The sequence below is a fragment of the Streptomyces sp. NPDC017940 genome (assembly GCF_044328435.1).
Taxonomy (GTDB): domain Bacteria; phylum Actinomycetota; class Actinomycetes; order Streptomycetales; family Streptomycetaceae; genus Streptomyces.
This window is the reverse complement of the sequence record NZ_JBIRHJ010000003.1, coordinates 430,509-444,492: the sequence shown is the minus strand read 5'-3', so window position 1 is coordinate 444,492 and position 13,984 is coordinate 430,509. Positions and strand designations below refer to the sequence as shown.

Genomic DNA, 13,984 nt, shown 5'->3' with positions numbered 1-13,984 from the left:
GGACGCGAGGGACACGAGGGAAGCGACCGGCCGATGAACAACCCCACGCTTCTCGCGCTCGGCGCCACGCTCCTCACCGGCACCCTGGGCGTCGCCGGACTCCAGACGTACGCGTCCGGGCGCGCCCAGCGCCAGGCGCTGGAGAACCGCCTCGCGGCCGACGGCGGTGCCCGCCCCGCCTTGGAGGGCGGCCGGGTGCGCCGCTTCACGGCGGTCGACCGCAGGCTGCGCCGCACCCGCCTGGGCCGCGAGCTGCAACTGCGCCTCTCCGCGACGGGCCTGGACCTGACGCCCGGCGAGTTCTTCACGTACGTCATGGCGGTCGTCGCGGCGCTGTGGCTGATAGCGGCCGCGTCCCTGGCCCCTTTCTTCGGCCCCATCGCCGGAGTCGTGGCCGTGTGGAGCGCCGTCATCTTCCTCAACTGGCAGCGGCAGAAGCGCATCGAGGCGTTCATCAACCAGCTCCCGGACGTCGCCCGCATCCTTGCCAACGCCACGGCGGCGGGCCTCGCCCTGCGCACCTCGCTCGCGATGGCGGCGGAGGAACTCGAGGCGCCCGCGGGCGAGGAACTCTCCCACGTCGCCCACCAGCTGACCGTCGGCCGCTCCATCGACGACACGCTGGAGGAACTGGCCCAGCGCCTGCCCTCCAGGGAGCTGATAGTGCTGGTGACCACCCTGGTCCTGTCCAACAAGGCGGGCGGTTCGGTGGTGAACTCGCTGCGCAACCTCACCCAGACCCTGGAGGACCGCAAGGAGACCCGGCGGGAGGTCCGCACGATGCTGTCGGAGGTCCACGCGACGGCCTTCACGGTCCCGCTCCTCGGCCTGGGCTCCCTGCTGCTGATCAACTCCTCGAACGAGGGCGCACTGGAGCGCGTGACGGGCTCTCCCCTCGGCCAGACCCTGATCCTGATCTCGCTGGGCCTGTACGCGGTGGGCTTCTTCGTGATCAGGCGCCTGGGAAAGATCGAGGTGTGAGCGCGCCATGACCGCACTCCTGCTCGCCGCCCTGATGGGCCTCGCCGTGGCCGGCGCCGCCCAGGGCATCCGCATGTACCGGGCGGAGGCGAAGCTCCCTGCCGACCTCGCGGTGGCCCTGGAGGTCGGCGCGTCCCGCGTCTCGGTGGCGGGCGGCGCGGTGGACCGCCTCGGCATGCGTTTCGCGCCACTCGTGCTGCGCCTGATGGGTCCCCGGCGGGTCACGGCCAAGCGCCGCCGCATCGACATGGCGGGCAATCCGGGCGGCCTCACCATCGACCGCTACGCGGCACGGCGGGCCGTGTACGGGGCCTTCGGCATCGTCCTGGGCCTGATCTTCCTCACCAACGGCCAGCCGCTGTTCGCGGTCATGACGTTCGTCTTCGGCGCGGTGGCCGCGGACGCCCTGATCTGGCAGGCGATCCGCGAACGCCGCGAGGTCATCGACCGTACGCTCCCCGACTTCCTCGACGTCCTGGCCGTCGTCGTCTCCGCGGGGCTCGGCTTCCGGCAGGCGCTGGACCGCGTCGCGGAGAAGTACGAGGGGCCCTGGGCGGACGAACTGCGCATCACGCTGCGTCAGATGGACATGGGCGTCAGCCGCCGCCAGGCCTTCGACGAGCTGCGCAGACGCAACTCCTCGGAGCAGGTCGCCCAGTTCGTCTCGGCCCTCCAACAGGGCGAGGAACTCGGCTCCCCCATCGCCGAGACCCTGATCCAACTCGCGACCGACATGCGCCGTACGGACGCCCAGAATTCCCGCCGCCGCGCCGCGAAGACGATCCCCAAGGCGACGATGGTGACGCTCGTCTTCATGCTCCCGGCCACGATGATCCTCATCGCGTCCGGCATGTTCCTCGGGTCTGGCTCCGACTTCGGTTCGATTCTGGGGAAATGAGATGGCGTACGACTTCGACCGGGCTCGGTACCGCCGGAAACTCGACGGTCGACCTGTGCGACCACTCGCCGGTGTCATATGTCGCCGATGACCTGGATGAGTTGGTGGTGTCGTACGAAGCCGGGTGACATCCGGCGAAACAAATGGTGGCCGGGCTCAAGGGGGTGCATGGTGGCCTTGCGGAAGGGGAAGGGAACTCGCCAACTTGCGCATCGGGCGCACCCGAAGCCGCATCGGTCGCGCGGAGTTGCTGCCGAGATACGTGTTGTCGCGTACGTTGCCCATGAGAACAGCGGCGTCGGTGAAGGTCGCGGTATCGGGTGGGAGAGAAAGGTCGTCCGTCGTGCTGAAGGAACGCTTGCTGGGGGCGTGGGTGAAGTGGACGGTGGAGCTTGGGGCACGCGTCCGGGGCGCGCAGAGGGATCGGGGCGCGGGGTTTGTGGAGTATGCGGGGTTGATGATCTTGATCGCCGGAATCTACACACTGATCGACGGACTGGCACTGGACAACAAGATCTCGCAGGCCATCGGAAGCGCGGTCGGCGACGTCATCGGTGGCTGACGCCCAGCAGTCAAGTAGATGACCGGGGGTCGACGCTCCCGATCTACATCTGGGTGACAGGCATCCTGCTCTTCGTCGCGTTGGCGTTCTTCGCCTTCGCCCAGGCAGCCTCCGCACGAAACGGCGCCCAGTCGGCCGCCGACGCGGCTGCCCTGGCCGCCGCCCAGGAGTCCAGGGACGAATTGATGGAGGGTTTGGGGCTCGCCATCGAGAACGGGGACGGCGACGAGTGGCTCGATTGGCTCAGCGGCGACCTGCTCGGCGATGGTGGAGCCCAAGCTGCGGCCGACTCACTCGCGGCCGAGAACGACGCCACGGTGACAGACCTCTTCGCAACCGAGAGGAACGGGTATCCGGGCTGGCGCGCCCAGGTCACGACGAACTACACCGTCGGCGATTCCATCATCCCGGGGACGGAGTCCAAGCACGCCAAGGCCGGTGCCACCGCGATCATCAAGCCGCGCTGCGAACCGGACTCGTCCGCCGATCCGGAGAAGGCCGTGGAGTTCACCTGCGAAGGCATCGATGATCCGATCGTGGTCGACCCGGACGACTTCGACCTGGCAGACCTCCCTGACCCGCCCGACATGTTCAGCGTCCACTTGGCCGACTGACAAGTGAGCATCGAGAAAAGGAAGCCGTAGCGATGAACGTTCGGCGCACCATGAAGGCCCACAGGGCAATGACCGCGGTGGCGATCACGACCGGCCTGGTCCTCGTGGTGGTCGGTTGCGGCGGCGGTGGCGACGATGACGAACCGAAGTCCGGAAAGGACAAGTCCTCGTCCTCCGCTGCAGCAACGGAAGGAGAACAGGGGGAGTCGGCGGCGCCCGAAGACGATCAGGCGCTCGCCGAGGCCAAGGGTGATGGAGTCACGCTCGTGGTCAACTCGGCGGTGCGGGACGGGGGAGGTTTTGTCACTGTCTCAGGCACGGTGACCAACACTTCGAGCGACCTGTGGACCGGCGGCGACTGGCGTGGCGAGGAGCAGGAGCTGCGCAAGAACGGTGGTTCGATCGCCGGTGCGAACCTCTTGGACGGTAAGGGCAAGAAGAGGTATCTCGTCCTGAGGGACACCAGCGGCCGTTGTCTCTGCACCAAGTTCGCGGGGGGCGTCGACGCAGGAAGCACGGTCGACTGGTTCGCCCAGTTCCCGGCACCGCCCGAAGGTGTCACCAAGGTCAGTTTCCAAGTCGGGTCGATGCCACCGGCACCCATCGAGATCTCTGAGGGCGAGTGACCCATGGCCCGTCCAGGCTCCCGCCCTCGAACGCGTGTCGTGACGACAACTCTTACGGCACTTCTCCTGCTAGCCCCCACCACCCCCGCCTGGGCAGACGACGAAGACCCCAGCGCCCCCCCGGGCAGCACCACCACCTCCCCACCCCCCGAGGTCGACTCCAACAGCCCCGGTCTCAAGCTGGCCGACGGTGCCACCCTCGCGCCCGCCAAGGTCCTGGACATCAAGTCCGTGGTGGAGGACATGGGAGGGGCGGAACGCCGTGAGGACACCAACACGGACGTGAAGTTCGCGTTGCAGGCGGAGGTCCTCTTCCCCAAGGACAGCCCCAAGCTGAACCCGGAGGCGAGCGCGCGCATCAAGGCGATCGCCGACGAGGCGAAGGCGCAGAAGGCGACGGACGTCCGCGTCTTCGGCTTCACGGACAACCTGGGCTCGTACAGCCACGGCAAGAAGCTCTCGAAGGACCGCGCCGAGGCCGTCCACGACGAGCTGGCCTCCCACCTGGGCCCGGAGGTCACGTACGCCGTGCGCGGCTACAGCGAGGACTATCCGATCGCGGACAACGGCTCGGAGGAGGGCCGCAAGAAGAACCGGCGGGTGGAGGTGTCGTTCCCGCGGGGCGGGGGGCCGGCTGCCGGGGCAGGGGATGGCGGGGTGGGAGTGGAGGGGGCGTCGTCCTGAAGCAGCCGACGGCGCCCGCTCGGGTCACCGCGGCGCTCAAGGCCTGGTCGGACGGCACCGACGCTTCCCCGGCTTCGGGTGTCTGAAGGTGGACACGTCCACGTACACGCGTTTCAAGGCGGGACATGTGTCCGGGACCCACGCGGTAGCGATCTTCGGAGGCGGCAAGGGTGAAGCGACGCTCGGAGGCGTCAATGGCTAGCCGGTGTCCGGTGGCGTCGCGGGCGAGGTGACGTGCGGAGGCGTCGAGGGCGAGGCGATGTGGCGATATGCGGAGGCGACGGAGCGGTTGGCTTCGTACGATCGGCGCATGCGCATCGCCTCCGGCCGCCCCCAGGACTTCGACGCCCTCGTCGCCGAAGCGGAAGCCGTGCCCACCGAGGGGTGGGACTTCTCGTGGTTCGAGGGGAGGGCCACCGAGGCGCGGCCCTCGTGGGGGTATGCGCGGGCCATGGGGGAGCGGCTCGGGCGGTCCTGTGCCTCGCTCGACATCCAGACCGGGGGCGGGGAGGTGCTCGGCTCCGCGCCCGTCCTGCCGCCCCTCGCCGCCGCGACCGAGGGCTGGCCCCCCAACGTCGCCAAGGCCACCGCTCTGCTGCGGCCCCGCGGGGTGGTCGTCGTGGCCTCGCCCGAGGACGCGCCGCTGCCCTTCGCCGACGCCGCCTTCGACCTCGTGACGAGCCGTCACCCCGTCACCCCGCACTTCGACGAGATCGCCCGCGTCCTGCGGCCCGGCGGCACCTACTTCGCCCAGCACGTCGGGCCCGCCAGCGTCTTCGAGCTCGTCGAGTTCTTCCTCGGTGAGCAGCCCGCGGACGTCAGGGGCGCGCGGGATCCCGAGGGGGAGCGCAGGGCCGCCGAGGCCGCCGGGCTCGACGTCGTCGAACTGCGCGCCGAGCGGCTCCGCATGGAGTTCCTCGACATCGGCGCCGTCGTCCACTTCCTCCGCAAGGTCGTGTGGATGGTGCCCGGCTTCACCGTCGACGCCCACCGCCCCCGGCTGCGTGAACTGCACCAAAGGATTCAGGACGAGGGGGCGTTCGTCGCCCACAGCACCCGGCATCTCTTCGACGCCCGCAAGCGGTAGGCATGCCGTGGGCCCACCGAGGAATTCCTCGCGGGGCTCGTCCGTTGGTTGTGGGAAGTGGGTGCCCCGGCAGGGCACCACGGGGACGAGGAGTGGGACATGGCCAAGGGCAAGGGGCCGTACGTCTGTGGCCTGGACGCGGCCGTCGACGTCGTCGGCGGGAAGTGGAAGCCCCTGATCCTCTGGGCGCTCTACGCGGGCCGGACGTTCCGCTTCGGTGAGCTGCGGCGGCACGTGTCCGGCGTCAGCGAGAAGGTGCTGATCCAGCAGCTGCGCGAGATGGAGGCCGACGGAATCGTCCACCGCGAGGTGTACCGAGAGGTCCCGCCGCGCGTCGAGTACTCCCTCACCGAACTCGGCCGGACCCTGAACGAGGCGCTCGGGCCCCTCGGCCGCTGGGGCGACAAGCACATGGAGCAGCTCGTCGCCCGACAGGCCGAGAAGGCGGCCGCGGAGCAGGCCGCCAAGGCCAAGAAGGCGGACGAGGCGGAGCAGGCGAAGAGGGCGGGGGAAGCGAAGCGAGCTGAGCAGGACCCGGCCCGGCGGGCTTCGCGGACCCCGGCTGAGCAGGCGGGCGGGGGCGGGCCCGCGCGGCGAGTCGTCGAAGCGGCACGGGTCGTTCCGCGTCCCGCGGCGGTACGTGGCGCCGCGGGCGTGGCTGCGGTCGGTGGTACGACGGCTCCCTGAGGGGACCTCCCCCCGCTCCCCAAGCCCCCCGCGCACCACGCCGCCACAAGGACAGCCCCGTACCCCAGAGGGCCCCGTACCCCAGAGGGCCCCGAACCGCACCGCCCCAGGAACCACTCTCCGCCCCCGCTTAGCGGGATCGTTACCTCCCATGGCTCGATTCCCCCGCCACGGTCCCCTAAGTTCAGACCAACGCTAATTCGCGCCAGCAAAGCTGCGCGGACGGGGCCGCGCAGTGGAGGGGGCTGCGCGGCCCAGCGTGCCCCCTGGCGCCGGGGCAGCGGCGCCCGGTAGCGGCGCCGGCGTCAAGTCCGCGCCCCCCCGCGCGTCACCCTTCAGGAGTATCGGCCGCCGCGGTCGAATCCCGCCGCCAGGGCCGAAACCCGGCGGGAGGACAGGGTCGGTCAGTCGCCGCGCGACTTCGGAGCGTAGTTGTGGCACGCCGATGCACCCCGAACCACTTACGAAGGGTTATGGTGGAAACCCCCCCTCGGGCCGGTCCGTCTCCCCCCCCACGGACCGGCCCGTTTTTTGTGCCCACGCGCACCCGCCCGCACCCACCACGCCCCGCCAGCCCGGCAGCCCCGGCACCGCGGCCCGCCCGCGCCCGCACCGCGGCCCGCCCGCACCCGCGCCGCGGCCCGCCCGCACCCGCACCGCTGCCCGGCAGCTCCCCGTACCCCACACCCCCGACCGGGCCCCCGTACCGCCCCATCAGGCGGAACGGACGAGGCCCCGGCCGGAAGGGCGGGGGGCCGCCGAGGGCGTCAGCCCCGGCCGGCCCAGATGTTCGTCCCCGGTGTCGACACCGCGAACGTGTCGATCTCCGCAAGCTCCGCGTCCGTCAGCTTCGGCCCCGCGAGCGCCGCCACGTTCTCCTCCAGCTGCCGCACGCTGGACGCGCCGATGAGCGCCGACGTCATGCGCTCGTCGCGGAGCACCCAGTTCAGAGCCAGTTGCGCCAGCGACTGACCCCGCCGGACGGCGATGTCGTTCAGGCCATTGAGGCGGCGGACGACCTCCTCGTTGAGCAGGTCCGGGTCCAGGGACTTGCCCTGCGTCGCGCGCGAACCCTCCGGGATGCCCTTCAGGTACTTGTTCGTCAGCAGTCCCTGGGCCAGCGGCACGAAGGAGATGCAGCCCATGCCCGCCTCCTCCAGCGTGTCGAGCAGGCCGTCGTCCTCGGTCCAGCGGTTGATCATCGAGTACGAGGGCTGGTGGATGAGCGGACGTACGCCCATCTCACGCAGCAGGCGCGCCGCCTCGGCGGTCTGCTCGGCGGTGTACGAGGAGACACCGACGTACAGCGCCTTGCCCTGCTGGACCGCGGACGCGAGCGCGCCCATGGTCTCCTCGAGCGGGGTGTCCGGGTCGAAGCGGTGCGAGTAGAAGATGTCTACGTAGTCCAGGCCCATGCGCTCCAGGGAGGCGTCCAGGGAGGACAGCAGGTACTTCCGTGAGCCCCACTCGCCGTACGGGCCGGGGTGCATGAGGTAGCCCGCCTTGGTGGAGACGATCAGCTCGTCGCGGTACGGCGCGAAGTCGTCGGCGAAGAGCTTGCCGAAGTTCAGCTCCGCGCTGCCGGGCGGCGGACCGTAGTTGTTCGCCAGGTCGAAGTGCGTGACGCCCAGGTCGAAGGCGCGACGCAGGATGGCGCGCTGGGAGTCGAGTGTGCGGTCGTCACCGAAGTTGTGCCACAGGCCGAGGGAGACGGCGGGCAGTCGCAGACCGCTGTGGCCACTGCGCCGGTACTCCATGGAGTCGTAACGATCCGTTGCTGCGCGGTACGCGGAGGTGTCGTTCATGACGACGAAGCTACTTCAGCGGATCAGCGAACGTGTTCGTAGGCGGGTCGGCGAACGTGTCCGTGAGTGGATCAGCGGACGTGTCGTGCGCGGATCAGTGAACGAGTCGTGCGCGGATCGGTGAACGAGTCGTCAGCGGATCAGTGAACGTGTCCGTGAACGTTTCCCGTCATGGAGCCGCGAGCGGTTCCTGAGCGTCTCCGAGTACGGCGACCGAGTACGGCGCTCGCGTACGGCAGCCGAGCGCGGGCGCCGCCCCCCACCCGCCCGGTACATGGGGAACGGGCCCCCTCCGGCAGCGGTACGCTTTCGCCTTCGGGGACTGCCGTCCGTGCGCGGGGACCGACACCTGTGGTGTGTCTCCCGGCGTCCCCGGGGGCAGGTCCGCACGCCCCCGGACCCCCGGCAGGCCGGCCCCCGCGGCAGCGGTCAACTTTCGTGAGAGGTGGAATTCCGTGAGCTTGCGCGACCTGGTGTACGGACTTTACGCACGCCGGGTGGAAGGCCGCCTCGACCACGACCAGGTGCCCAAGCACATCGGCGTCATCCTCGACGGCAACCGCCGCTGGGCGAAGGCCTCGGGGGGCACCACCGCCCAGGGCCACCAGGCGGGCGCGTACAAGATCGAGGAGTTCCTCGGCTGGTGCGCCGAGACCGACGTCGAGGTCGTCACGCTGTGGATGCTGTCCACGGACAACTTCGACCGCCCCGAGGAGGAGCTGGTCCCGCTCCTCGGCATCATCGAGGACACCGTCCGCAGCCTCGTCGACGACGGGCGCTGGCGCGTCCACCACGTCGGCGCCCTCGACCTGCTCCCCTCCCGCACCCAGGCCGTGCTCAAGGAGGCCGAGCAGGCCACGCACACCCGCACCGGGATACTGGTCAACGTCGCCGTGGGCTACGGCGGCCGCCAGGAGATCGCCGACGCCGTACGCTCCCTGCTGCTCGACCACGCCGAGCGCGGCACCTCCATCGAGGACATCGCCGAGAGCGTCGACGTCGAACAGATCTCCAAGCACCTCTACACGAGTGGGCAGCCCGACCCCGATCTGGTGATCCGTACGAGTGGAGAACAGCGCCTGTCCGGCTTCATGCTCTGGCAGTCCGCCCACTCCGAGTACTACTTCTGCGAAGTCTTCTGGCCCGCCTTCCGAAAAGTCGACTTCCTGCGTGCCCTGCGCGATTACGCGGCGCGCCACCGCCGTTACGGCGGATGACCCGAAAGCCCTGACGAGGTCACGGTAACCAGGAGTTAACCAACGCGCCGTCATATGCCATGGCATGGCTGCGCTTGTTCGAGGGAATACCCCTTGCAGGTCGGCGCCCGATTCACGGACGCCGTATCTCAGCGGACGGCACGGGGCCGTCCGCCCGGGAGGCCCTTTGCACCAGGACGACCGCGCGCCGAGCGCGGACGACAGGGAGGGCCGGCGCACGGCCCGCGCAGGGTGGCCAGGCACCGGCCCAGTTCCCTCCGTCGCTCCCCGACCTCATCCGAGGGGGTACGTCCTTCCGTGGTGACCAGCACAAAGCGCCAGCAAGGCCGGCGCACCTATGTTCTCGACACCAGCGTTCTGCTCGCCGACCCGAACGCCCTGTCCCGCTTCGACGAGCACGAAGTCGTGCTGCCGATCGTCGTGGTGACGGAGCTTGAGGCCAAGCGGCACCACCCCGAGCTCGGCTACTTCGCCCGGCAGGCCCTGCGCCTGCTCGACGACTGCCGGATCCGCTTCGGGCGCCTGGACGCGCCGATTCCGACCGGCGACCTGGGCGGCACGCTGCGCGTCGAGCTCAACCACTCCGACCCCGGCGTGCTCCCGGCCGGTTTCCGCCTGGGCGACAACGACTCGCGCATCCTCGCCGTGGCCCGCAACCTCCAGGCGGAGGGGTACGACGTCACGGTCGTCTCCAAGGACCTGCCACTGAGGATCAAGGCGTCGTCCGTCGGCCTCCTCGCCGAGGAGTACCGCGCGGAGCTCGCCATCACGGACGCCTCCGGCTGGACCGGCATGTCCGAGCTGACCCTCTCGGCGGAACAGGTCGACCTCCTCTTCGACACGGAGACGCTGTACGTCCCCGAGGTCGCGGACCTGCCCGTGCACACGGGCCTGACCATCCAGTCCGAGCGGGGCAAGGCGCTCGGCCGCATCAGCCCCGAGGGCAATGTGCGTCTCGTGCGCGGCGACCGTGAGGCGTTCGGCCTCAAGGGCCGCAGCGCCGAGCAGCGCATCGCCCTCGACCTGCTCCTCGACCCCGACGTCGGCATCATGTCGATGGGCGGCCGCGCGGGCACCGGCAAGTCGGCGCTCGCGCTGTGCGCGGGCCTCGAAGCGGTCCTGGAGCGGCGCCAGCACCAGAAGGTGATGGTCTTCCGGCCGCTGTACGCCGTCGGCGGGCAGGAGCTCGGCTATCTGCCGGGCACCGAGGCCGAGAAGATGGGGCCCTGGGCCCAGGCCGTCTTCGACACCCTCGGGTCCGTGGCAGGCAAGGAGGTCATCGAGGAGGTCTCGGCCCGCGGCATGCTGGAGGTCCTGCCGCTGACCCACATCCGCGGCCGCTCGCTGCACGACGCCTTCGTGATCGTGGACGAGGCCCAATCCCTGGAGCGGAACGTCCTGTTGACCGTTCTGTCCAGGATCGGGGCGAATTCGCGTGTCGTACTGACCCATGACGTCGCCCAGCGCGACAACCTCAGAGTGGGCCGGTACGACGGAGTGGTCGCCGTCATCGAGAAGCTGAAGGGGCATCCGCTCTTCGCGCACGTCACCCTCACGCGGTCCGAGAGGTCGCAGATCGCGGCGCTCGTGACCGAAATGCTGGAGGACGTGCAGATCTGACGGGTCTGGCGGGTCTGGCGGACGTGACGGGTCCGGCAGGTCTGGCGGGTCTGGTGACGCCCCTGGTCGAGCTCGACACCGTCACGCGGTAGTTGGCGCCGTCCGGCGAAGCGAGCGAGCCTAGCCGGGCGGCGTCTTGGTGTGCCGGTGTTTCCGAAAAACTCCTGGGGCAAACGAGGTGTGAGCTTTCCCACGCAACTGGGAATTGCCTCGCGGCGTCCCGCTACGGCAGAGTCTGGGTCCTGTCAGGCCCCGCATACGGCACTCCTGTACCCCCAGCGGTACGGAACAACAGAACTTCATAGTGGCTGCCGTATGCCGCCCGAGCACCAAGCGGCGCTCCTGTCCCAGGAGTTGTCCACCGGGCCCGCGCCTCCCGTGACCGATGTACCCAGCGGAGGCCAGCGCCAGGGGCACGATTGCGTCCGCGGGGTCACCTATGCGGGCGATGCTGGAAGGAAACCGTGTGAGCCGGATCTCGGTCCGGGGATTCGCAGTGGCGTCGGCCACCGCGGTCACCACCGTCGGCGCCGTCGTGGGCGTTGCCTCGGGCAACACCCAGTCCTCGAACTCGAACGACATCGAGGCCACGGCAAGCGACGCGACTCTCCTCGCAGACATACCCGCGGGTCAGCACGCCCAGGTGCAGACCACGTCCGTGGCGCAGCAGGCGGACGCCCAGGCGATGGCCGCCGACACGGCCGCGAAGAAGTCCGCGGCGGAGGCCGCCCGCAAGCAGGCGGCCAAGGACGCCGTCGCCAAGCAGCAGGCGGCCGAAAAGGCCGAGAAGGCGGAGAAGGAAGCCGCCGAGCAGAAGGCCAAGGAGAAGAAGGAGCGCGAGGAGGAGGCCAAGAAGACGGCCAGCCGCTCGTCCTCCCGCGACGCCTCCGACTTCGCGCCGCAGGGCTCGTACTCCGTCTCGCAGGTCCAGTCGATGGCACGGCAGATGGTGCCCGGCGGCCAGTTCCAGTGTTTCAGCAACATCGTGAACCACGAGTCGACCTGGAACTACAAGGCCACCAACCCCTCCTCCGGCGCCTACGGCCTGGTCCAGGCACTGCCCGCGTCGAAGATGTCGTCGGCGGGCGCCGACTGGCGGACGAACCCGGCCACGCAGATCAAGTGGGGCCTCAACTACATGAACGAGTCCTACGGCAGCCCCTGCGGCGCCTGGGAGTTCTGGCAGGCGAACCACTGGTACTGAGGTGCTCGCGCACAACCTTCAGGGACCCCTCACCGTCCTACGGTGAGGGGTCCCGCCCGTGTACGGTCGGTCCGAACAAGTTCCCCGAGCCAACCGGGGACGCTCGGTGGGGAATGACGGGGGTAGAGGACGGATCATGGCGCGAGTTCCAGGGTGGCGCGGTCGGGTGGGCTCCGCGCTGACCAGGATGGGAGAACGCCTCGGCGCGGGCGCGTCCACGGACGGTCCCGCGGACGCGGCGGCGAACGGGTCCCCGGACAACGGGTCCCCGGACAACGGGACGTCGGAGCTCGAGGGACTCGAGGGAGCGGAGACCGCGGGGGCGGCGGCCGGTGCCGCGTCCTCCCGCGGGGCCTCCTCCGAGAGGGCCGAGGGCGCCGGGGGAGCAGGACCTGAGGGGTCCGCCGCCGGCGGATCGGGTTCCGGCGGGCGCGCCGACGACGCGCAGCCCGGGTCCGCGCGCACCCCGGCCTCCGGAGCCGTGGCCGCCCCGCCGAAGCTGTCGCTGCGCAAGCGGTACGCGGACCGGGTGCGGGCCGCGCAGGCCGGCGCCGACGACCTGACGGACGACCTCGACGCGCCCGCCACCGATCAGGTGCCCGCCCCGCCCACCTACGCCCCCGACATAGGGGCCCGCCCCGACCCCGTGGACGCCGTGCCCTGGGGCATGCGGGTGGCCGCCGAGGCCGGATGGCGGCTGCTCGTCCTCGCGGGCACCGTCTGGGTCCTGATGAAGGTCATCAGCGCGGTCCAGCTGGTCGTGTTCGCGTTCGTCGCCTCCCTGCTCATCACCGCACTGCTCCAGCCCACGGTGGCCCGCCTCAAGCGGCTCGGGCTGCCGCAGGGGCTCGCCACGGTGGCCACCGCCGTACTCGGCTTCGTGATCATGGGGCTCGTGGGCTGGTTCGTGGTCTGGCAGGTCATGGAGAACGTGGACACGCTCTCCAGCCAAGTCCAGGACGGCATCGAGGACTTGCGGAAGTGGCTGCTCAACAGCCCCTTCCACGTCACCGAGGACCAGATCAACGACATCGCCAAGTCGCTGCGCGAGGCGGTGGGCGCCAACTCCGAGGAGATCACTTCCGCCGGGCTCGAGGGCGTCACCGTCATCATGGAGGCCCTCACGGGCATACTCCTCGCGATGTTCTCCACGCTCTTCCTGCTGTACGACGGGCCGCGCATCTGGAAGTGGTTCCTGAAGCTGGTGCCCAAGGCGGCCCGGCCGGGGGTCGCGGGGGCGGGGCCGCGGGCGTGGCGGACGCTCACCGCGTATGTGCGGGGCACGGTGATAGTGGCGCTCATCGACGCCGTCTTCATCGGCGTCGGCATCTACTTCCTCGGTGTGCCGATGGCCGTGCCGCTCGCCGTCTTCATCTTCCTGTTCGCGTTCATCCCGCTCGTGGGCGCGGTCGTCTCGGGGGCGCTCGCCGTCGTGGTCGCGCTCGTCACGCACGGGGTGTTCACGGCGCTGATGACGCTGCTCGTCGTGCTCGCCGTGCAGCAGATCGAGGGGCACATCCTGCAACCGTTCATCCTCGGCCGTGCGGTGTCCGTGCATCCGCTGGCCGTGGTGCTTTCCGTGGCCGCCGGAGGGATGGTCGCCGGGATCGGCGGGGCGGTGGTCGCGGTGCCGCTGGTCGCCGTGACCAATACGGTGGTCGGCTACCTCCGTGCGTACGCCCGCGAGGCGGCCCTCAAGACGGCGCCCCAGCCACGTGAGGCCACCGCCTCCGAGGTGGCCCCGGCCCCCGCCACCGACTCGCCCCAGCCCTGACCCCGGGCTGTATCGGCCTACGGCCTCGTCCTCAAGCGCCGGACGGGCTGTATCGGCCTGCGGTCTCGTCCTCAAGCGCCGGACGGGCTGTGTCGGCCTGCGGTCTCGTCCTCAAGCGCCGGACGGGCTGTGTCGGCCTGCGGCCTCGTCCTCAAGCGCCGGACGGGCTTCTCCCACCCGCCGCCTTTCCTTGCGGATCTTTTGAGCCCGTCCGGCGATTGAGGA

General features: G+C 70.1%; 13 protein-coding genes and 1 pseudogene. 13 read left to right on the top strand and 1 reads right to left on the bottom strand.

The window, feature by feature from the left end; genetic code table 11:
• Positions 1–33: 33 nt before the first annotated feature.
• The 9 genes and pseudogenes from ACH4DX_RS12090 to ACH4DX_RS12050 all read left to right on the top strand — a co-directional run.
• Positions 34–981, top strand: coding sequence for a type II secretion system F family protein (locus ACH4DX_RS12090; protein ID WP_398154984.1), 948 nt, complete (start codon positions 34–36; stop codon positions 979–981).
• A 7-nt stretch (positions 982–988) separates the two neighbouring features.
• Complete coding sequence (locus tag ACH4DX_RS12085; protein ID WP_398154983.1) at positions 989–1,879, top strand: DUF5936 domain-containing protein; 891 nt, start codon at positions 989–991, stop codon at positions 1,877–1,879.
• Positions 1,876–2,007 carry a hypothetical protein gene (locus tag ACH4DX_RS12080; RefSeq protein ID WP_398154982.1) on the top strand — a complete coding sequence of 44 codons (132 nt, stop codon included), beginning with the start codon at positions 1,876–1,878 and terminating at the stop codon, positions 2,005–2,007. Before ACH4DX_RS12085 ends, ACH4DX_RS12080 begins: the two co-directional genes overlap by 4 nt.
• Positions 2,008–2,237: 230 nt before the next feature.
• A complete protein-coding gene (locus tag ACH4DX_RS12075) occupies positions 2,238–2,441 on the top strand; it encodes a hypothetical protein (protein WP_398155260.1) in 204 nt (67 codons plus the stop codon).
• Positions 2,438–3,055, top strand: coding sequence for a pilus assembly protein TadG-related protein (locus ACH4DX_RS12070; protein WP_398155259.1), 618 nt, complete (start codon positions 2,438–2,440; stop codon positions 3,053–3,055). Before ACH4DX_RS12075 ends, ACH4DX_RS12070 begins: the two co-directional genes overlap by 4 nt.
• A 32-nt stretch (positions 3,056–3,087) precedes the next feature.
• Positions 3,088–3,681: a hypothetical protein gene (locus ACH4DX_RS12065; protein ID WP_398154981.1), complete on the top strand. Its 594-nt coding sequence runs from the start codon at positions 3,088–3,090 to the stop codon at positions 3,679–3,681.
• 3 nt (positions 3,682–3,684) lie between these two features.
• Positions 3,685–4,365, top strand: coding sequence for an OmpA family protein (locus ACH4DX_RS12060; RefSeq protein WP_398154980.1), 681 nt, complete (start codon positions 3,685–3,687; stop codon positions 4,363–4,365).
• A gap of 310 nt (positions 4,366–4,675) precedes the next feature.
• Positions 4,676–5,452, top strand: coding sequence for a class I SAM-dependent methyltransferase (locus ACH4DX_RS12055; RefSeq protein ID WP_398154979.1), 777 nt, complete (start codon positions 4,676–4,678; stop codon positions 5,450–5,452).
• Between the two features lie 99 nt (positions 5,453–5,551).
• Positions 5,552–5,872 (top strand): annotated as a pseudogene (locus ACH4DX_RS12050) (winged helix-turn-helix transcriptional regulator); the annotation flags it as partial.
• 1,034 nt (positions 5,873–6,906) lie between these two features.
• Here the strand turns inward: ACH4DX_RS12050 and mgrA are convergent.
• Positions 6,907–7,944: an L-glyceraldehyde 3-phosphate reductase gene (gene mgrA / locus ACH4DX_RS12045; RefSeq protein ID WP_398120173.1), complete on the bottom strand. Its 1,038-nt coding sequence runs from the start codon at positions 7,942–7,944 to the stop codon at positions 6,907–6,909.
• A 455-nt stretch (positions 7,945–8,399) separates the two neighbouring features.
• Between mgrA and ACH4DX_RS12040 the strand changes: the two genes are divergently transcribed.
• The 4 genes from ACH4DX_RS12040 (at position 8,400) to ACH4DX_RS12025 (ending at position 13,759) form a co-directional block, all read left to right on the top strand.
• Positions 8,400–9,161 carry an isoprenyl transferase gene (locus ACH4DX_RS12040; protein WP_030562729.1) on the top strand — a complete coding sequence of 254 codons (762 nt, stop codon included), beginning with the start codon at positions 8,400–8,402 and terminating at the stop codon, positions 9,159–9,161.
• Positions 9,162–9,458: 297 nt separating this feature from the next.
• Positions 9,459–10,781: a PhoH family protein gene (locus ACH4DX_RS12035; protein WP_398120176.1), complete on the top strand. Its 1,323-nt coding sequence runs from the start codon at positions 9,459–9,461 to the stop codon at positions 10,779–10,781.
• 448 nt (positions 10,782–11,229) lie between these two features.
• Positions 11,230–11,985 carry a transglycosylase SLT domain-containing protein gene (locus ACH4DX_RS12030; protein WP_398120178.1) on the top strand — a complete coding sequence of 252 codons (756 nt, stop codon included), beginning with the start codon at positions 11,230–11,232 and terminating at the stop codon, positions 11,983–11,985.
• Positions 11,986–12,121: 136 nt separating this feature from the next.
• A complete protein-coding gene (locus ACH4DX_RS12025) occupies positions 12,122–13,759 on the top strand; it encodes an AI-2E family transporter (RefSeq protein ID WP_398154978.1) in 1,638 nt (545 codons plus the stop codon).
• The last annotated feature ends 225 nt before the right edge of the window (positions 13,760–13,984 follow it).

What these genes read in the sequence shown, in the direction of transcription:
- ACH4DX_RS12090 (WP_398154984.1), top strand. Translation starts at nt 34, where the DNA reads ATGAACAACCCCACGCTTCTCGCGCTCGGCGCCACGCTCCTCACCGGC.
- ACH4DX_RS12085 (WP_398154983.1), top strand. Translation starts at nt 989, where the DNA reads ATGACCGCACTCCTGCTCGCCGCCCTGATGGGCCTCGCCGTGGCCGGC.
- ACH4DX_RS12080 (WP_398154982.1), top strand. Translation starts at nt 1,876, where the DNA reads ATGAGATGGCGTACGACTTCGACCGGGCTCGGTACCGCCGGAAACTCG.
- ACH4DX_RS12065 (WP_398154981.1), top strand. Translation starts at nt 3,088, where the DNA reads ATGAACGTTCGGCGCACCATGAAGGCCCACAGGGCAATGACCGCGGTG.
- ACH4DX_RS12060 (WP_398154980.1), top strand. Translation starts at nt 3,685, where the DNA reads ATGGCCCGTCCAGGCTCCCGCCCTCGAACGCGTGTCGTGACGACAACT.
- ACH4DX_RS12055 (WP_398154979.1), top strand. Translation starts at nt 4,676, where the DNA reads ATGCGCATCGCCTCCGGCCGCCCCCAGGACTTCGACGCCCTCGTCGCC.
- mgrA (WP_398120173.1), bottom strand. Translation starts at nt 7,944, where the DNA reads ATGAACGACACCTCCGCGTACCGCGCAGCAACGGATCGTTACGACTCC.
- ACH4DX_RS12030 (WP_398120178.1), top strand. Translation starts at nt 11,230, where the DNA reads ATGCTGGAAGGAAACCGTGTGAGCCGGATCTCGGTCCGGGGATTCGCA.
- ACH4DX_RS12025 (WP_398154978.1), top strand. Translation starts at nt 12,122, where the DNA reads ATGGCGCGAGTTCCAGGGTGGCGCGGTCGGGTGGGCTCCGCGCTGACC.